Annotated in this window: 16 protein-coding genes; 12 read left to right on the forward strand and 4 right to left on the reverse strand. The window is 33.5% G+C overall.

The genetic code is table 11. The features are described from left to right. Positions 1 to 74: 74 nt before the first annotated feature. From Z054_RS0117595 to Z054_RS28805, 3 genes are read left to right on the forward strand one after another with little or no spacing between them, the layout of a single operon-like run. Positions 75 to 1,484 (forward strand): di-heme oxidoreductase family protein, encoded by a 1,410-nt coding sequence (locus tag Z054_RS0117595; protein ID WP_024771359.1) that lies wholly within the window; start codon positions 75 to 77, stop codon positions 1,482 to 1,484. Then, positions 1,485 to 2,603, forward strand: coding sequence for an imelysin family protein (locus tag Z054_RS0117600; RefSeq protein ID WP_024771360.1), 1,119 nt, complete (start codon positions 1,485 to 1,487; stop codon positions 2,601 to 2,603). Next, positions 2,584 to 3,921 carry an HTTM domain-containing protein gene (locus tag Z054_RS28805; protein WP_051473796.1) on the forward strand — a complete coding sequence of 446 codons (1,338 nt, stop codon included), beginning with the start codon at positions 2,584 to 2,586 and terminating at the stop codon, positions 3,919 to 3,921. Before Z054_RS0117600 ends, Z054_RS28805 begins: the two co-directional genes overlap by 20 nt. Before the next feature lie 32 nt (positions 3,922 to 3,953). Here Z054_RS28805 and Z054_RS0117610 read toward each other — a convergent pair whose 3' ends face one another. Next, a complete protein-coding gene (locus Z054_RS0117610; protein ID WP_024771361.1) occupies positions 3,954 to 4,307 on the reverse strand; it encodes a winged helix-turn-helix transcriptional regulator in 354 nt (117 codons plus the stop codon). A 105-nt stretch (positions 4,308 to 4,412) separates the two neighbouring features. Here Z054_RS0117610 and Z054_RS0117615 point away from each other — a divergent pair, with 105 nt between their 5' ends. After that, on the forward strand, positions 4,413 to 4,790 hold the full coding sequence (locus tag Z054_RS0117615) for a cation-translocating P-type ATPase (RefSeq protein ID WP_024771362.1): 378 nt from the start codon (positions 4,413 to 4,415) through the stop codon (positions 4,788 to 4,790). Between the two features lie 30 nt (positions 4,791 to 4,820). Then, positions 4,821 to 5,132, forward strand: a complete 312-nt coding sequence (locus Z054_RS0117620) for a monooxygenase (RefSeq protein WP_035092507.1) — start codon at positions 4,821 to 4,823, stop codon at positions 5,130 to 5,132. A 23-nt stretch (positions 5,133 to 5,155) separates the two neighbouring features. Here the strand turns inward: Z054_RS0117620 and Z054_RS0117625 are convergent, their stop codons facing one another. From Z054_RS0117625 to Z054_RS0117640, 3 genes are all read right to left on the reverse strand, one after another. Next, positions 5,156 to 5,680 carry a GNAT family N-acetyltransferase gene (locus tag Z054_RS0117625; protein WP_024771364.1) on the reverse strand — a complete coding sequence of 175 codons (525 nt, stop codon included), beginning with the start codon at positions 5,678 to 5,680 and terminating at the stop codon, positions 5,156 to 5,158. A 24-nt stretch (positions 5,681 to 5,704) separates the two neighbouring features. Further along, positions 5,705 to 6,460 carry a DJ-1/PfpI family protein gene (locus Z054_RS0117630; protein WP_024771365.1) on the reverse strand — a complete coding sequence of 252 codons (756 nt, stop codon included), beginning with the start codon at positions 6,458 to 6,460 and terminating at the stop codon, positions 5,705 to 5,707. A gap of 411 nt (positions 6,461 to 6,871) precedes the next feature. Continuing rightward, positions 6,872 to 8,140 (reverse strand): serine hydrolase domain-containing protein, encoded by a 1,269-nt coding sequence (locus Z054_RS0117640; protein WP_024771366.1) that lies wholly within the window; start codon positions 8,138 to 8,140, stop codon positions 6,872 to 6,874. Between the two features lie 617 nt (positions 8,141 to 8,757). Between Z054_RS0117640 and Z054_RS28810 the strand changes: the two genes are divergently transcribed. From Z054_RS28810 to Z054_RS0117675, 7 genes are all read left to right on the forward strand, one after another. Further along, on the forward strand, positions 8,758 to 9,768 hold the full coding sequence (locus Z054_RS28810) for a sensor histidine kinase (RefSeq protein WP_084050442.1): 1,011 nt from the start codon (positions 8,758 to 8,760) through the stop codon (positions 9,766 to 9,768). A gap of 98 nt (positions 9,769 to 9,866) precedes the next feature. Beyond that, on the forward strand, positions 9,867 to 10,631 hold the full coding sequence (locus tag Z054_RS0117650; RefSeq protein WP_024771368.1) for a LytR/AlgR family response regulator transcription factor: 765 nt from the start codon (positions 9,867 to 9,869) through the stop codon (positions 10,629 to 10,631). Positions 10,632 to 10,976: 345 nt separating this feature from the next. After that, positions 10,977 to 12,278, forward strand: a complete 1,302-nt coding sequence (locus Z054_RS0117655; RefSeq protein WP_024771369.1) for an anaerobic C4-dicarboxylate transporter — start codon at positions 10,977 to 10,979, stop codon at positions 12,276 to 12,278. A gap of 28 nt (positions 12,279 to 12,306) precedes the next feature. Beyond that, a complete protein-coding gene (aspA, locus tag Z054_RS0117660; RefSeq protein ID WP_024771370.1) occupies positions 12,307 to 13,731 on the forward strand; it encodes an aspartate ammonia-lyase in 1,425 nt (474 codons plus the stop codon). 39 nt (positions 13,732 to 13,770) lie between these two features. Then, the gene (locus Z054_RS0117665; RefSeq protein ID WP_035092510.1) at positions 13,771 to 14,841 is read left to right on the forward strand and encodes a type II asparaginase; all 1,071 of its coding nucleotides are present in this window, start codon (positions 13,771 to 13,773) and stop codon (positions 14,839 to 14,841) included. An 18-nt stretch (positions 14,842 to 14,859) separates the two neighbouring features. Continuing rightward, positions 14,860 to 15,528: a succinate dehydrogenase cytochrome b subunit gene (locus Z054_RS0117670; RefSeq protein ID WP_024771372.1), complete on the forward strand. Its 669-nt coding sequence runs from the start codon at positions 14,860 to 14,862 to the stop codon at positions 15,526 to 15,528. Between the two features lie 9 nt (positions 15,529 to 15,537). Continuing rightward, positions 15,538 to 17,448 (forward strand): fumarate reductase/succinate dehydrogenase flavoprotein subunit, encoded by a 1,911-nt coding sequence (locus Z054_RS0117675; protein WP_024771373.1) that lies wholly within the window; start codon positions 15,538 to 15,540, stop codon positions 17,446 to 17,448. Positions 17,449 to 17,480: the final 32 nt, after the last annotated feature.

Raw genomic sequence — 17,480 nt, forward strand, 5'->3', positions numbered from 1 at the left:
CCTTTTTACCAAAAAATTAATGAAATCAGAACCTTATTATAGGGTTCTGATTTTGTCGTTGAAAAATAGAATAGATGTTACATAAATTTTTACTTAAATATATACTACTCTTTAGTATTCTTTTACTACTTGCAAGTTGCAATAACGATGATGATTCTGATTATGTGATTTTGACACCAGAAAAGAATGAAGCTTTTTCTGGCGGAGAAACTACGGTTTTTGATGTATCTCAAAATGCTTTTGGTTTTCAGGCACCAAATCTGGATGAAGAAAATGGATTGTTTTTTTTTACAGGAAACTCTTTATTTAACCAAAATTGGGTAACAGCTCCTGCATCAACAACAGCCAGAGATGGATTAGGACCACTTTTTAATTCTCGTTCATGCTCTGGATGCCATTTTAAAGATGGGCGAGGACGTGCGCCAAAATTTGATGGAGAAAAATCCACAGGGTTATTATTCAGACTTAGTATTCCGGGGACCAATACAGTAGGAGGGAACCTTCCTGATCCTAATTATGGAGGGCAATTTCAGGATGGTGTTATACCAGGGATTTTGGTAGAAGGAGATATAAAAATCACATACGAACCTATAGAAGTGACCTATCCAGATGGAACTAGTGTTGCTTTACAAAAACCTAATTATAGTTTTATAAATTTAAATTACGGTCCGCTTGCTGCGAATGTTCAGATTTCGCCCAGAGTTGCAAATCAAATGATCGGCCTTGGTTTACTGGATGCGGTTCCTGAGAGTACATTATTAAGTTTTGCTGATGAAACAGATAGTAATAAAGATGGTATCTCGGGAAAACCTAACTATGTGTATGATATAGAAACCCAATCAGTTAAAATTGGACGTTTTGGCTGGAAAAGTAACCAACCCAATTTAAAACAACAAGTGGCAGGAGCTTTTTCTGGAGATATGGGAATTAGTTCTTCCTTATTTCCAGATGAAAATTGCCCTCCTGGAGTAGATTGTAACACCATAGCTAATGGAGGAACACCAGAGATTACAGATGAAAACCTTGATAAAGTTGCTCTTTATTCGAGTACACTTGCCGTTCCTGGTCGAAGGGATCATGATAAACAAGAGATATTAGAAGGAAAACAATTATTCGAAAAATCCAACTGTGTAGCTTGTCATATTCCAGTAATGAATACCGGAACACACACTATAAAAGCATTAGAAAACCAAACGATTCGACCATATACCGATTTATTACTTCATGATATGGGGGATGGTTTGGCTGATAATACACCTGACTTTAAAGCTACCGGAAAAGAATGGCGTACACCACCATTATGGGGTATTGGACTTATAGAAACGGTAAACAATCATACTAATTTACTTCACGATGGTCGCGCTCGTACTATCGAAGAAGCCATTTTGTGGCATGATGGAGAAGCAACAGCTTCTAAGAAAGAATTTATGAATCTGGCAGAAGCAGACAGAACTAAACTAATCAACTTTATCAAATCATTATAGATGAATTTTTCAATAAAAAAAATATATACAACCGTTGTATTATTAGGGGTAATTATTAGTTCTTCATTCATTAGTTGTGAAGATGATTCAGAATATACTTCAGAAGTGCAATTCTATAAAAAAAATCAGCTTACCAATATATACACTAATGAAATTGCACCACTTAATGTAAATTTTGTCGAGCAATCAGAACTATTAGAACAATCTATTAAACGTTTTCAGAATGAAATAACACTAGCTAATTTACAATTGGTTCAGGAACAATGGAAAGCTGTACAATTGGTTTGGAAACAATTAGAACTTTATGATTTAGGAAATGTTGCCAATAGTTTTATTAGCTTCGAAATCAATCGCTGGCCTACTGATACACAAAGAATTGATGAAAATATAATAGGAACAGAAGTACTTAACACAAATTTTATAGCATCAATTGGATCTTCATCAAAAGGAATTTCTGGTATAGAATACCTTATTTTTTCTTCGGAAGGAAAGACAGCTACACTCAATAGATTTACAACAGATGAAAACGCTGTACGCAGACTTGAGTATCTGGTAGCTTTAAGCGAAAATTTAAAGACAAAATCTGTTGAGTTAAAGAACCTTTGGGAAACAAATGAAGAAAGTTTTACCAGTGCATTAGAAAATGGAATCAGCGGTAGCCAAAATCAGATTATTAATGCTATGGTCACTTTGATTGAAGAAATTATAATCTCAAAACTGGGTAGCCCACTAGGAGATTCTAATGGAGGTACCATCGAGTCTGAACGTTTAGAAGCCTATTATAGTGGGTTTTCTAAAGAAATACTACAACAACACCTTGTAGCATTAAAACGATGTTATACCGGTGACTTTGCGCAAACACCTTTTCGTGTAGGGTTTGATGATTTCTTAACCCTTATCGGAAGTGAGAATTTTTCTAATAAAATTATAACTCAGTTTTCCGTTTGTCAGTCCAGACTAGATGACATCAAAGGAACATTAAAAGAAGAGATAACCTCTAATCCAGAAGCAGTGACTGCACTTAAGGATTCGTTTAGAGATTTATTAGTATTGGTTAAGGTAGATATGGCTAATGTACTTGGATCTACAATAACATTTAATGATAACGACGGTGATTAAAAGAATATACGAAATATTCAGCAAATCCACTTCAATACTACCCTTGGCGATTTATAGAATCGCCTTTGGTTTTTTAATGTGTTTTTCGCAATTGCGATTTATGTATAAAGGTTGGATTGAAGATTGTTATACCTCACCAAAATTTCATTTCACCTATCAATATTTTGATTGGATACAGCCATTAGATACTACAATTATGTACATAATAGTTGGTGCATCTGCTGTATTTGCCTTATTTGTCGGATTAGGAATGTTGTATAGAGTATCTGTTGTTTTATTTTTTATATCGTTTACTTATTTAGAACTCATAGAGAAATCGTGGTATTTAAATCACTACTACTTTGCTTCATTGGTAGCTTTTTTGTTGATATGGCTCCCCGCACATCGCAATTATAGTATAGATGCTTTAATACATAAAAACATACGATTATCCAAAGTGCCATCATGGACTATTATTGCTCTAAAATTGCAAATAGCAGTGGTGTATATCTTTGGCGGAATTGCAAAATTAAAATCAGATTGGCTTTTTGAAGCACAACCCCTCAAAATATGGCTTGGGGCTAGAACAGATATTCCATTAATAGGAGAGTTGTTTCAATATGATAGTACTGCATATGCATTTAGCTGGATAGGTATGGTATATGACTTAAGTATTCCTTTTTTATTATGGAATAAGCGTTGTAGACCATGGGCCTATATATTGGTTATCATTTTTCATATGTTAACCTATATTCTTTTTAATATCGGTATGTTCCCGTGGCTAATGATGGCAGGAAGTTTAATATTTATTACTGCAGATGAATGGAAAGCTATTGGTAAAAAAATAAGAATCTCCATAAAGGGATTACCCGCGATTACTACAAAGGAATATAAGACTAGTAAAATTGCAATACCCTTATTGTTGATTTATTTTGTTTTTCAATTTACATTTCCATTACGACACACAATACTTACAGATCATCTTTTGTGGACAGAGAATGGTCTTCGGTTTTCATGGCATGTAATGATTATGGAAAAAAATGGATTTATAGAATTTACAATAGTTGATCACGAAAATCAGAAAAAATTTACGGTGTATCCTTCGCAACATTTAACGGTTATACAAGAAAAACAAATGAGTTTTCAACCCGATATGATCTGGCAATTCGCACACTATTTAAAAAAAGAATATAACAAAAGAGGAATTGAAAATATGTCGATATATGTAAACTCAAAAGTTTCTCTTAATGGCAGGCCATCACAATTATTTATCGACCCAAAAACTGATCTGCTAGCAATTAAAGATGTCGATGATATTTATAGACATGTTATGAGATAATTTTTAATGACTTACTCATGATTAGTTGCATTTTATTTTTTAATAATCTCTTTTCTGTGATTAAGCCCCCAATCTATAATTTCGACTATTAAATTATCTAACGTTTTCCCGTGTTCTGTTAAGGAGTATTCAACAGTAATAGGTTTAGTATCTTTTACTGTTCGGGTGATCAGTTTATTTAATTCGAGTTCTTGTAAATCATTTGATAATTTTTTTGGAGCTATTCCATCTAAAGCTCGCTTTAATTCCATAAATCGCATGGTCCCACCTCGAAGCAAAGTACCCATTATTTGTATTTTCCATTTACCAGATAGCAATTCCATAGTGTCTTTAATAGCTCTTAATTGCTGTACGCATTCTTTTGATAAGGGTTCTTCTTGCTGCATTTTAGTTTAATAGTTTCCTAAAGGAAATTAGTATCTTTTTGTAAATAAGTATCAAAAGTAAACTATATATTCTAATTTTGTAGTGTAAAACAAAAAAGTTACGATATGAGTACCAAAACATTTTTAACAATTCACGGAGTAATTTATATAGTCTTTGGGCTGGGTTTATTTTTTATTCCGAATCTATTATGGCCAAACTACGGACTTGAATTGAACGACAAATATTCAGTTTTTTTGTCACAGCACACTACTATTTTTTTAGGAGGAATTGCTGTTATTAGTCTGTTGTTTAGAGATGTAAAAGAAAAAAGTGTGTATGCGAAAAAGATCTTGACGGGTTTGTTATGGACAAATATATTGGGAGTAATTATAACACTGTATGCAATTTACACTGGTATTTTCTATGGTTTTGGTTGGTCTGATCCAATATTTTTTACTTTACTATCTATAGTAAGTTATATAAAATTGAAACATAATCAATAAAAATAAAATAGTAATTAAAATTTAAGAACAATGAGTATACTAAAAATTTGGGACCTCCATTTAAAATATGATGGTCCAGTAACACAGGAGTTTATGGAAGGTAATAAAAATCTGGCAAAAAGTATTGCTGAAGAAGAAGGTGTTATTTGGAAAATATGGACTCATGAAGAAGGAACAAACCATTTTGGGTCGACTTATTTATTCAAAAATGAAGAGTATCTAAAGAAATATAGAGAAATGCATATTAAAAGACTTAATGGAATAGGTATAACCGAAATAACAGACTATACTTTTGATGTGTTAGAGGATTTAAGTAAAATTAACAATGCACCTTTAGAGTAAAAAATGATGAATTACTTTTTTTTTTAATCTTTAAAAATAGAGGGGTGACATATGTCTGTAAATTGTTCAACATCTTTTGCAGTAAGGAGTGTTGGGTACGACATTAATAGTAATTGTAAAGGTTTTTGACCTTCTGTCGAAGGTGGTACTTCATAATAATGTTGATTAAGTTTAAACCCGATTCTTTGGTAAAATTTTATTCTACGTTGGTTGATAGTAGTATTCGGTAATTCAACCTCTAACAGAATTGGTTTGTCATTATTATTCATAAAATTTTCAAGGATTAATTTTCCGAATCCCTTATTTCTTTGTTCAGTAGATGTTGCAAAATGATCGATGTATCTAAGTGTTTCAAAATCCCACCATAAGAGAAACCCTATCAATTTATTTTCATCAACCACGATATCAAAATGATAATTTGATTTCTTCATCACATGAGTCTGAGCATCCAATATTCTTCGCTCTTCTACAGGAAATGCATTCTCATAGAGTTCCCAGGCCTGGTGGAAATAATTATCTGAAATATTTTTAAGCCTTATTTGGTTCATTGCGTGTCTTGTTGCTAGCTGTGCTTAGTTGTTCCAATTTTGAAGCCGCTCAAGATATAAATAACTTATGACAAACTTTCTATGCTCGAGACTGGTCATTTTTTCTAATAAGTTCAATGCGGAAACATAACTAGCCAAATTACCGTTTGAGGAGCTGAATTTTCCGTCCTCGACAAAAGTTACTAAACTATCATTCTGTACTTTTAAATTCGGATAATCCTTTTGTAGTTGTATGCCACCACCAATCCATGTCACAATTTTGTGCCCGTCTGCAATTCCAGACTTACCGATTAGTTGAGCTCCAGCGCAATTACTCACGATATATTTAGTTTCGTTATTTTTCTCTTTTATGAAATCCACAATTTTGTCATTATGAACCTGTGCGTACATGTCATAGGCACTTGGTATAAATAGGGCTGTTAGTTTCGGACAATTCTGGAAAGAGTAATCTGGTACAATTCTAATTCCTTCTTCTGTTATTATTGGATTTTCAGTTTCGGCTATGGTAATGACATTGAAAATTTGTTCTCCATCTACGGTCGGTTTTGCAAAAACATCAGATGTTGCAATGACCTCACCTTGAAGTACTCCGTTATACATTAAAAGTCCAATGGTTGGCAGATCCGATTTAAAAGGTTTTAGGTATTTGGCCTGGGTATCTGGTTTTTTTTCGGTGTAATTCGTTTCTTGATTTTCGGCCTTAGGTTTTGATTTATCCGTATTGCAACTCATCAGTATAGTCACAAGAATTATTGTTGTTATAATTCCAATTTTTTTCATTGATCTCAGTTTTTCTTGTAATGTTGGCAGATTATTATCTATTACTTCTTCTTTGTTTCGTATAGCTAATACTTATTAGGCCAATGGAAGATGTTATTATTATTCCACTTAAAACTAATTTAAAGCAAAGGTATGAGGACACTAGTAGATATTTCTTAATCTTGATTAAGAAATTGAATTATTTTCGTTTTGCTTTAATTTTTGAGAGTATAAATAAGATTGAAATAGATTAGTTTCAATTCCTGAAACTTTTGTATAACGTTTAATGTATTTACCAAATTTGGATTCTCTTATACTGAGTGATTTTTTATTGTTGACAATGGCTTTATATCTAAAACGTAGTATGTAAAAAAGTACTAGTTTTTAGGATTAAAACAGAGTCAATTTTTTTCATTTTAATAGCTATGTTTTTTACGCATTGTTCCCTTCAGTTATTTTCCTTTGTTTATTGTTTTTTCGGATTATGAATATTGATAAAACAATGATAATTATATAACCTATTGCTAATAAAGTTAATACATAAGACTTATTACGTTGCATTACTACATAGTCAGCAATTCCTGATTTCCAAAAAATCCATTCATCTGCTATTGATGAAGCTAAATTGTAATTACCCGTTTCTAAAATTATGATTCCATTTTTTGATTTGAGATCAATTCTTGCTGCTGTATTAATAGCATTATTTCCACTTCCATCATGTCCTACTATTTTAGAGTTCTGATCATTTTGACTATAAAGATGGGGGCCTAATCCATAAACGCCAATATCATTTATAAACGTTTCGGCTGTGCTCATTTTTGTGATGGTTTCTTTAGAAAGAACATTATTACTAGAAATATTTGCTAACAAAAACTTCGATAAATCTTCCGTACAAGTGACTAATGCTGCTGCTGCAAGTGCCGTAAATTTGTTAAATTCTCTTTTTGTACCGTCTTCTTTATATATTTGAGTTAATTGTAGATTTGGTTTTTCAGATAGAACAAAAGTAGAATTTTCCATTTTCAGAGGTTCAAAAACCTCTTGTGTCATATAATCCTGAAAAGATTGATCTGTAATTTCTTCAATTAATAACTGTAATATGGTATAACCTGCTCCCGAGTACATATACTTACTGCCAGGTTCATAACCTACTTTTGCAACTCCTTCAGAATAAGGCGCATCAGATGCTTTGGTTAATGATTCTTCAATGGTTTGTACAGTTTCATTAGATGTAAAACCGTTATACCCAAGGTCGTCAACTAAACCTGATGAATGAGAAAGTAATTTTCTAACGGTTACTTTTTTATTATCAAATTCACTTTTAGGAAGATGCCACCTTGTAAGGTAGTCGTCAATGGGTTTATCCAAATCCAATTTACCTTGCTCTACCAATTTTAAAACTCCAAATGAGGTAACCCATTTACTAACTGAAGCAACTGGGAAAATAGTGCGTTCATTTACAGGTTGATCAATAGCATAAAAGAAGTTTTCTGATACTTTTCCATCTTCGATTAATGTCATTGCAAAATTCCCCACAAACTCATTATCTATTTTGTTTTTAGTAGCTTCAATAAACGCTTCCGAAGTATTTTTGGAAGTAATAGGTCTTAATAAAAAACCATCGATAAATCCATAGCCGATAAAAGCTGTCCAAATTATAATAGCTAAAATTATAAGAGAGATCTGTTTTACTTTTTTCATTTTGTTTTTCATTTCAATTAACATCCTTTTGTGAGTAATCCAAAAGTAGTTTTGTTTGACATTTAAAAAATGATAAAGTGTTGGATGACAAGATTTTTTAGCGAATTAACTTAATAAGGAGGTTTTATAACATCCCAAACAACTCTTCAGTTGTTTGATGTTTTAATACTCATTTTCTAAATATGGGGGCTCCCGAGGTGGTCCAAGCAGATCATATAACGCTTTGAGTTATATTGCTGTATTGGTTTCATTTTTTGGAATCTGGTTTTTAGAGTATTTACAGTTTGATTATAGGATTGTAAGTGTTTTTATTTTTACAGATATCGAGATTAGAGAGATCGTAGAGAAGAATACATAAGGTCAAAGTCGAGGGACTTTACATAGCTAAAGGAATATAGGTTACCAGTTGATTGATAAGTACCCTGTCCTGTGTTTTTACTCGATACCACCTCTGTAGAGCACCGTTGCTTCGTTTTATAAAAATGTGGTCTTAACATTTTATTTTATACATCATGAATAATAAAAAAACCTTATTATATTAATTTTTCATAATTTTCGGAATCTACTATTATTTCTTCTTTAGATTACATTAGGAGGGATTTGGAAAAAAGGACATAATGATAAAAACTCGATTACTGATTTCGTTCTTGATTGCTTTATTGATCAACTTTAATAGATTCTTATCTATTGCATATCCGCAATTCACTTATTTTAAAGATATCCAAGGCGATTCAATATTTGTATTCTTCTTTAGAATGTTTTCTTTTACTTCCTATTGTTGGTTGGTTATGTATCTTACCAATTATAGTACAAATACGTTTTTATCTAAATTTCGTAATACTATAATAAGAAGAGGAATTCTTATTTTAACAATACTTTTAAGTTCCAAAATCATATACCATGTTTTTATAGTAAGTCATGGTTTTCTATTATACGAAATATCTCACTCAGAAAGAAAAGGAATATCCTATGTTTGGGTAGTTATGGGGGCTACTTCATTGTTAATAGGTTGGTTATTAAAATTTCAATCAAAACAAAAATTGAATGAAATTGAAAGAGAACAACTTATTAAAGAAAATACACAAAATGAATTAATGGCATTAAACAACCAAATTAATCCTCATTTTTTATTCAATTCATTAAATACATTAAAATATGTGATTCAAGACAATCCCGAGGCTTCAATAGTTTTTCTGGATAACTTGGCTTCATTATATCGATATATCCTACAGAGTAAGGATATAGGCTTGGTTTCTCTTCAAAAAGAGTTAGAAATTTTGAACGAATATATATATATGGCCAAGGTGCGATTTGGAGATAATTTTAAGGTAGAGATTGAACTTTCTTTACATAAAGATACTACAATGATTCCCGTACTTTCGATGCAACTACTGGTAGAAAATGCTATAAAACACAATAAAGTATCGAAAGAGTGTCCATTGATCGTAAAGATCTATAATACTAAGGATGCAATTATTGTAGAAAATAAGATCCAATTCAGAAGTCAATTAACCAAAACTTCAAAAGAAGGATTAAAAAATTTAAACCGACGTTATAAACTGCTTAGAAATACAGAAATCACAATCCATGAAAGCACCGATTTTGTAGTTGCTTTACCAATACATTAAGCATTGGTGGAAACTGGATTTCTTACGGATGAATTATTTACGAATATTAAGTGATGAATTTAATATTTTATTAAATTTATTGAACAAACCAATCGACAATGAAAGTTTTAATTATAGAAGACGAGGTATCTGCCAGTAAACTCCTTGTACAGTTATTAAACGAAATAAACCCGGAGATTGAAGTGGTAAAGGTGCTGGATAGTGTTAAATCTTCTATAGTATACTTAAAAACGCATGACGACTTCGAACTTATTATGATGGATGTTCAGTTGGGAGATGGAATTTGTTTTGAAATTTTTAAGGAAGTAAAGATCACTCAACCTATTATTTTTACTACTGCCTATGACCAGTATGCTATAGAAGCCTTTAAGGTAAATAGTATATACTATATACTAAAACCCCTCAAAAAGGAAGAACTAAATAATGCTTTATTAAAATACAAAAACAGTAAAGTAGATACCCAGGCAATCTTTCAGCAAATGGAATTACTTTTTAAACGAGCTAAAAATGTATCAGAAAATTATACATCAACTTTTTTGATTCCAAGTAAAAGTGGATTGGTACCTCTAAAAGTAGAAAATTTTTCTTTTTTTCATATTGAAATGAATATTGTTAGAGGAGTAACTTTTTCTAATAAATCGTATATACTGGATAAAACAATAAGTGAATTAGAAGAAGAATTAAATCCTCAATTGTTCTATAGAGCAAACAGACAACTATTGGTTAATCGTAATGCTATCGGCAGGGTCTATCATTATCTTTATGGTAAACTTAAAATCTCTACTCAACCAGAGTTTAAAGAGCCTATTATAATAAGTAAGGCTAAATCTAAAATTTTTAAAAGCTGGCTTACGACACATTGAATTAGCTTAAAATGTCAGTTTGGTCATTTCAAAATAGGATTTAGTCACTTCACTTAAGTATTTTTCTTTCCGTGTTTCATGTTGTATACATTTAACAATATAAGTTTCAACTTTAAGCTTAGACGTTTCACTTTCATTTTGGGATATTTCACCTAAAAAAATGATAATTCACTTCTAAGTTCGAATTAACTTTACATAAGATTTTAAAATGTATAGCACTTTTTAGATCTGTAGATTAAGATAATAATTGATCTAAAACGATTGTAGAATGAAGTTAATAATTAGTATTTTTAATGGTTGCTTCATGTGGTATAATTCTAAAAATAATTCTTAAAAATTAAAATTATGATCTGGATAGAATTGCTCGTTGTTCTCTTTTTTATTTTTTTAGGTTCAAAAATGGGAGGTATTGGTATAGGTTATGCCGGTGGTGCCGGTGTAGTGGTACTAACTCTTATTTTTGGACTGGAAGCAGGCTCGGTTCCTGTAGATGTCATTCTGATTATTATGGCTGTAATCTCAGCTATTGCCGCAATGCAAAAAGCAGGAGGATTGGATTATTTGGTGCACTTGTCAGAAAGGATTCTACGTAAGAATCCTAAACGAGTCACATTTATAGCACCAACCGTTACGTATTGGATGACATTACTTGCAGGTACAGGACATACAGCTTATGCAGCATTACCTGTAATTACAGAAGTGTCCAAAGAAGGTAATGTACGTCCTTCTAAACCTTTAAGTATTTCGGTAGTGGCGTCTCAAATTGCAATTACTGCTTCACCGATATCAGCGGCTGTAGTGATTTTTGCAAGTTTTCTAGAGCCATTAGGAGTCTCCTATTTACAGCTATTGGGAATTGCGATTCCTTCTACAATTCTAGCCTGTATGGTAGGAGCTATAGTAGCTAATAGATTAGGGAAACCTCTTTCAGAAGATCCTATTTATCAAGAAAGAGTAAAAGCAGGATTAGTTAAACAAAAAAGTAATAAACATCATGAAGACCCTAAAAGTGCAAAATTTTCTGTTGCGATATTTGGTGCTGCCATTTTGATTATAGTGACTTATGCAAGTCTTATCTCCAAAAAAGTGGGTCTTATAGCAGATCCAACAATTGGTCGTAATCATGCCATCATGGCAATTATGTTACTAGCAGCAATGGTGATTGCATTAGTTTGTAAAATTAAACTTAATGACATACCCGGAATGTCTACTTTCAAATCAGGGATGAGCGCATGTATTTGTGTATTGGGAGTTGCATGGTTGGGGGATACTTTTGTGAGTAATCATATCGAGGAAATTAAGGAAGCTGCAGGCGGTTTGCTAAATCAATATTCGTGGTTACTTGCTGTAGTGTTGTTTTTTGCTAGTATGCTCTTGTATTCCCAAGCGGCAACTACAACAGCCTTAATGCCCGCTGCACTTGCTCTTGGGGTTAGTCCACTGGCGGCTATTGCTTCTTTTGCAGCAGTAAGTGCATTGTTTGTATTACCTACGTATCCTACACTATTAGCGGCAGTAGAGATGGATGATACAGGGACTACGAAAATTGGTAAATACGTATTTAACCATTCTTTTATTATACCGGGAGTTGTTACTATAGCTTCAAGTGTGGCGTTTGGATTCCTTTTCGGTAGTATGATATTATAAAATAGTATAAACACAAAAAAGATAACAGATGAAAACTAGAATAGAAGAAGATTTACTAGGTAAATTAGAAATATTTGATGAACTCTATTATGGAGTACATACACTAAGAGCTGTTAACAATTTTGATATATCAAATTCTAAAATTGGAGATTATCCTTTTTTTATAAAAGGTCTGGTACTTACTAAAAAAGCTTGTGCGTGCGCAAATAAAGAAATAGGTACCATTCCGGCAGAAAAAGCAGATATGATTATTCAAGCGTGTGATGAGATATTGAATAATTTGACAAAGTATGTACAGTTTTTTCCTACCGATGTATTTCAAGGAGGAGCAGGGACTTCTGTAAACATGAATGCTAATGAGGTAATCGCTAATGTAGGACTTGTTTTGAATGGTCATGAGAAAGGAAATTATGATGTGTTACATCCTAATGACCACGTAAATAAATCACAGTCGACAAATGATGCTTATCCTACAGGGTTTAGAGTAGCTGTATATTATTATATGAATCATTTACTGGAAAAAATCAATGTGCTAACCACTAGTTTCGATAAAAAGGCTGCCGAATTTAAAAAAGTCATTAAAATGGGTAGAACTCAATTACAAGATGCTGTACCCATGTCTTTAGGAGATGAATTTGGAGCTTGGTCAGCAAATCTAAAGGAAGAAACTAAAAATTTAAAAAATTGCAGGGATCTCATTTTGGAGGTTAATCTAGGTGCTACAGCAATTGGAACAAGGGTAAATGCTCCTGATGGGTTCACAGAACTATCCATAGGATATTTGCAGCAATTCACAAAGGCTAGTTTTGTACCTGCTGCAAATTTGATAGAAGCTACTTCTGACTGTGGAGCTTATGTTATGATTTCTGGAGCCTTGAAAAGAACAGCGGTGAAGTTGTCTAAAATTTGTAATGATTTAAGATTGCTCTCTTCTGGACCCAGATGTGGGTTAAATGAGATTAATCTTCCAGAAATGCAAGCTGGTTCTTCAATTATGCCAGCAAAGGTAAATCCGGTAATTCCCGAAGTAGTCAATCAAGTGTGTTTTAAGATTATAGGTAATGATGTAGCAGTTTCATTTGCAGCCGAGGCAGGACAATTACAGCTCAATGTAATGGAACCTGTTATTGCGCAATGTATGTTTGAATCTGTAGAGTTACTATCAAATGCTTGTGTTACACTAGCAAAAAAATGTATCGATGGTATCACGGCCAACGAAGAACACACCAAACAAATGGTCTTTAATTCGGTTGGGATTATCACCTTCTTAAATCCATATATTGGTCACCATATGGGTGATGTAATAGGGAGAGAAGCTGTGGCAACAGGAAAATCAATTCGTGAGTTGGTACTCGAGAAAGAACTTCTTTCTGAAGAAGAATTAGATAAAATTCTTAGTGTAGATAATTTGATGCATCCAAAATACACAGCTGCATTACATAAACAGAATTGATTATTCAAAAAGCAATAAAGAAGTACAAACTCTTTTATTATGAAATTACTAAATATGAAAATGATGGTTTTCCTAATGGCAGTTACTCTAACTGCTGTAGGGTTTACTCAAGAGACAGGACTCCCAAATGTCAAAATTCTGGCAACAGGAGGAACTATAGCCGGTTCGGCATCTTCTGCCACTTCGTCGAGCTATGCAGCTGGCCAGGTTGGGATTCAAACGATGATTAATGCTGTACCAGGTATTAAAGAATTGGCAAACGTATCTGGAGAACAAATCTCTAATGTAGGTTCGCAGGATATATCTATAGTTATTTGGATTAAACTAGCGAATAGAATTAATGAGCTTTTAGCCACAGATGATGTAGACGGTATAGTAGTTACACACGGCACCGATACACAAGAAGAAACCGCTTATTTTTTAAGCTTGGTTGTGAAAAGTGATAAACCAGTTGTCACAACGGGGTCAATGCGTTCATCAACATCAATCAGTGCAGAGGGACCTTTAAACCTTTATAATTCGGTAGCAATAGCTGCTAGTAAAGAAGCACAAGGAAAAGGAGTAATGGTATCGCTAAATGATCAGATACACAGTGCTAGAGATGTGAGTAAGATGAATACTACGAATGTAGGTAGTTTTGTTTCTCCAATAAAAGGAATCATGGGTGGTGTGTTTTATGGACGTCTGGGATTTTTTAGAGAGCCAACAACCAGATTCGGAAAGTCTAGTGAATTTTCTGTCGAAGGAAAAACTTCGTTACCACGAGTAGATATTATATATGCCTATGCAGATATGTCACCGGACCTTATCGATATGCATGTAAAAGCTGGAGCTAAAGGTATTGTTATTGCCGGAGTTGGTAACGGAAATATGACAGACGAGACATTAAAAGCTGCTAAAGAAGCTTATGAAAAACATGGTGTTATCGTAGTTCGAAGTACTCGGGCAGCTACAGGATGGGTGCTTAGAGATAATGAATTTAAAGATGATGATTTTTATACCATTGCTTCACACGATCTTAATCCTGCTAAGGCAAGGATTCTATTAATGCTTTCACTTGCAGATGGAAAAAAATTACCAGAAATGCAAGAATTGTTTTACACGTATTAATTCTTAAAAGAAAATGATATGGCGCTTAATAAATTGTTTTTCAGAAAAACAATTGTCGCAGGAACTGGGCTTTTCTTATGTATTTTCCTGATTGTACATCTTTCTGCAAATTGTATTTTATTATTACCAGAGGAAACAGCTCGAGGATTGTATAATTCGTATTCTACAACACTACGAGAAAATCCGCTTATTAAATTGGTAGCGTATGCATTATATGCATCTATACTGTTACATATTATCTATGCATTGCTTATCACATTGCGTAATAGGAAAGCAAAACCACAAAAATATATTGTGAATCATGCTAATGAAAACAGCAGTTGGACATCACAAAATATGGGACTTATCGGAACTATGATTTTGTTATTTATTGTAGTACATCTAGCTAATTTTTGGGCACGAATCAAATTAGGTATGGGAGATTCCGTAGGTTTGGATGTTGCAGGCAATGTAGATGTGTATGAAGTTACTAGTAACCTCTTTCATAATCTTTATTATGTGATTTTTTATACAGTATTAGCTATTCCATTAGCGCTACACTTGTATCACGGATTCAAAAGTGCATTTAAGACTCTAGGCTTCTATCATAGAAGAGGACTTAGAATTGTAGCAAAAACAGCTCTGATTTATGCCATTATTATGGGCGTAGGTTTTGGGATTATACCATTCATTGTTTATTTCAAATAAAACACTCTTATGCAATTAGATTCAAAAATTCCGGAAGGAAAGCTAGAAGATAAATGGCGTAACTATCAGGTTACATCACAATTGATCAATCCTGCAAATAAAAAGAAGTTAAATATTATTGTTGTAGGATCAGGACTTTCGGGAGCAGGAGCAGCATCAACTTTGGCAGAACTAGGATATGATGTGCAATGTTTTTGTTATCAGGATTCAGCTCGAAGAGCACATTCTGTAGCAGCACAAGGAGGTATTAATGCAGCTAAGAATTATCAGCATGATGGAGACAGTGTTTGGAGGATGTTTTATGACACATTGAAAGGAGGGGATTTCAGATCCCGAGAAGCCAATACATATAGACTGGCCGAACTTTCTGCACCGCTTATTGATCATTTTGTACAACAAGGAGTTCCCTTTGCCAGAGAATATGGAGGAGTATTGGTCAATCGAAGCTTTGGAGGTGTACAAGTGCAGCGTACTTTTTATGCCAGAGGACAAACGGGGCAACAGTTATTAATGGCGGCATATTCTCAGTTGTACAAAATGGTACGTGCTAAAAAAGTGAAAATGTTTCCACGTAGTGAAATGCTGGATTTGGTAGTCATTGACGGAAAAGCAAAAGGAATCATCGTTCGTGATTTGGTAACAGGTGAGCTAAAACGTTATGCTGCAGATGCAGTAGTATTGGCAACAGGAGGGTATTCTCGTGTTTTTAGATTATCAACACTGGCAATTGGTTGTAATGGTAGTGCTTTATGGAAGGCTCATAAAAAAGGGGCCTTTTTTGGAGCACCTAGCTTTACTCAGATTCATCCTACAGCACTTCCTCAATCCAGTGAAGCCCAGTCTAAACTTACGTTAATGTCGGAATCTTTGCGTAATGATGGACGTATTTGGGTTCCTAAAGAAGAAGGAGACACCAGAAAAGCAAATGATATTCCAGAAGAAGACCGAGATTATTATCTCGAACGAAGATATCCAAGTTTCGGAAATTTAGCACCAAGAGACATTGCATCTCGAGCAGCAAAAGAGCGAATAGATTCGGGGTATGGTGTCGGAAAATTAAAGAATGCGGTTTATCTTGATTTTAGACAAGCAATTAACAAATTCGGAATCCAGACTATCCAAGATCGTTATGGGAATCTCTTCAAGATGTATAAAAAGATTACTGGGATTGATGCATATAAAGAACCCATGCAGATTTCACCTGCAGCACATTTTTCTATGGGGGGATTATGGGTAGATTATGAATTAATGACGACCATACCCGGATTGTATGCTATAGGAGAATGCAATTTCTCGGATCATGGGGCGAATAGACTTGGGGCAAATTCACTACTTCAAGCTAGTATTGATGGCTATTTTATATTACCAAATACAATTAATGATTACCTAGCAGGTGCTATAAAAGAAGAGCATACAGCCACAAATCATCCTGAGTTTGAAAAGGCCGAGAAGGAGGTGAAAGCTAACATAGATAAAGTTTTAAAGATAAACGGTACAAAAACAGTAGATCATTTCCACAGAGAATTAGGGAAAGTGATGTGGCAAGAATGTGCTATGAGTAGAAATAAGAAAGGGTTAGAAAAAGCAATAGAACAAATAAAAATGATACGATATAAATTCTGGAGTGATGTGAAGGTTACCGGAAGTAGTAATGAACTCAATACAGAATTGGAAAAAGCTTTACGATTAGCCGACTTTATAGAACTGGGTATTTTGATGTGTACAGATGCATTAGAGCGGGATGAATCCTGTGGAGCACATTTTAGAGAAGAATTCCAGACCGAAGATGGCGAGGCGGTGCGTGTAGATGATAAGTACTCTTATGTGTCTGCCTGGGAATATAATGATGGTGATTTTAAGTTGCACAAAGAAATACTAGAGTTTGAATTTGTGAAACCTTCGGTAAGAAGTTATAAGTGATACAATATGAAATGAACCATAACAATTAGGTT

The sequence above is a fragment of the Aquimarina macrocephali JAMB N27 genome (assembly GCF_000520995.1).
GTDB lineage: Bacteria > Bacteroidota > Bacteroidia > Flavobacteriales > Flavobacteriaceae > Aquimarina > Aquimarina macrocephali.

Excerpts from the sequence above, each read along its gene's own strand:
- Z054_RS0117595 (WP_024771359.1), top strand. The coding sequence starts at position 75 with ATGTTACATAAATTTTTACTTAAATATATACTACTCTTTAGTATTCTT.
- Z054_RS0117600 (WP_024771360.1), top strand. The coding sequence starts at position 1,485 with ATGAATTTTTCAATAAAAAAAATATATACAACCGTTGTATTATTAGGG.
- Z054_RS28805 (WP_051473796.1), top strand. The coding sequence starts at position 2,584 with ATGATAACGACGGTGATTAAAAGAATATACGAAATATTCAGCAAATCC.
- Z054_RS0117610 (WP_024771361.1), bottom strand. The coding sequence starts at position 4,307 with ATGCAGCAAGAAGAACCCTTATCAAAAGAATGCGTACAGCAATTAAGA.
- Z054_RS0117615 (WP_024771362.1), top strand. The coding sequence starts at position 4,413 with ATGAGTACCAAAACATTTTTAACAATTCACGGAGTAATTTATATAGTC.
- Z054_RS0117620 (WP_035092507.1), top strand. The coding sequence starts at position 4,821 with ATGAGTATACTAAAAATTTGGGACCTCCATTTAAAATATGATGGTCCA.
- Z054_RS0117625 (WP_024771364.1), bottom strand. The coding sequence starts at position 5,680 with ATGAACCAAATAAGGCTTAAAAATATTTCAGATAATTATTTCCACCAG.
- Z054_RS0117630 (WP_024771365.1), bottom strand. The coding sequence starts at position 6,460 with ATGAAAAAAATTGGAATTATAACAACAATAATTCTTGTGACTATACTG.
- Z054_RS0117640 (WP_024771366.1), bottom strand. The coding sequence starts at position 8,140 with ATGAAAAAAGTAAAACAGATCTCTCTTATAATTTTAGCTATTATAATT.
- Z054_RS28810 (WP_084050442.1), top strand. The coding sequence starts at position 8,758 with ATGATAAAAACTCGATTACTGATTTCGTTCTTGATTGCTTTATTGATC.
- Z054_RS0117650 (WP_024771368.1), top strand. The coding sequence starts at position 9,867 with ATGAAAGTTTTAATTATAGAAGACGAGGTATCTGCCAGTAAACTCCTT.
- Z054_RS0117655 (WP_024771369.1), top strand. The coding sequence starts at position 10,977 with ATGATCTGGATAGAATTGCTCGTTGTTCTCTTTTTTATTTTTTTAGGT.
- aspA (WP_024771370.1), top strand. The coding sequence starts at position 12,307 with ATGAAAACTAGAATAGAAGAAGATTTACTAGGTAAATTAGAAATATTT.
- Z054_RS0117665 (WP_035092510.1), top strand. The coding sequence starts at position 13,771 with ATGAAATTACTAAATATGAAAATGATGGTTTTCCTAATGGCAGTTACT.
- Z054_RS0117670 (WP_024771372.1), top strand. The coding sequence starts at position 14,860 with ATGGCGCTTAATAAATTGTTTTTCAGAAAAACAATTGTCGCAGGAACT.
- Z054_RS0117675 (WP_024771373.1), top strand. The coding sequence starts at position 15,538 with ATGCAATTAGATTCAAAAATTCCGGAAGGAAAGCTAGAAGATAAATGG.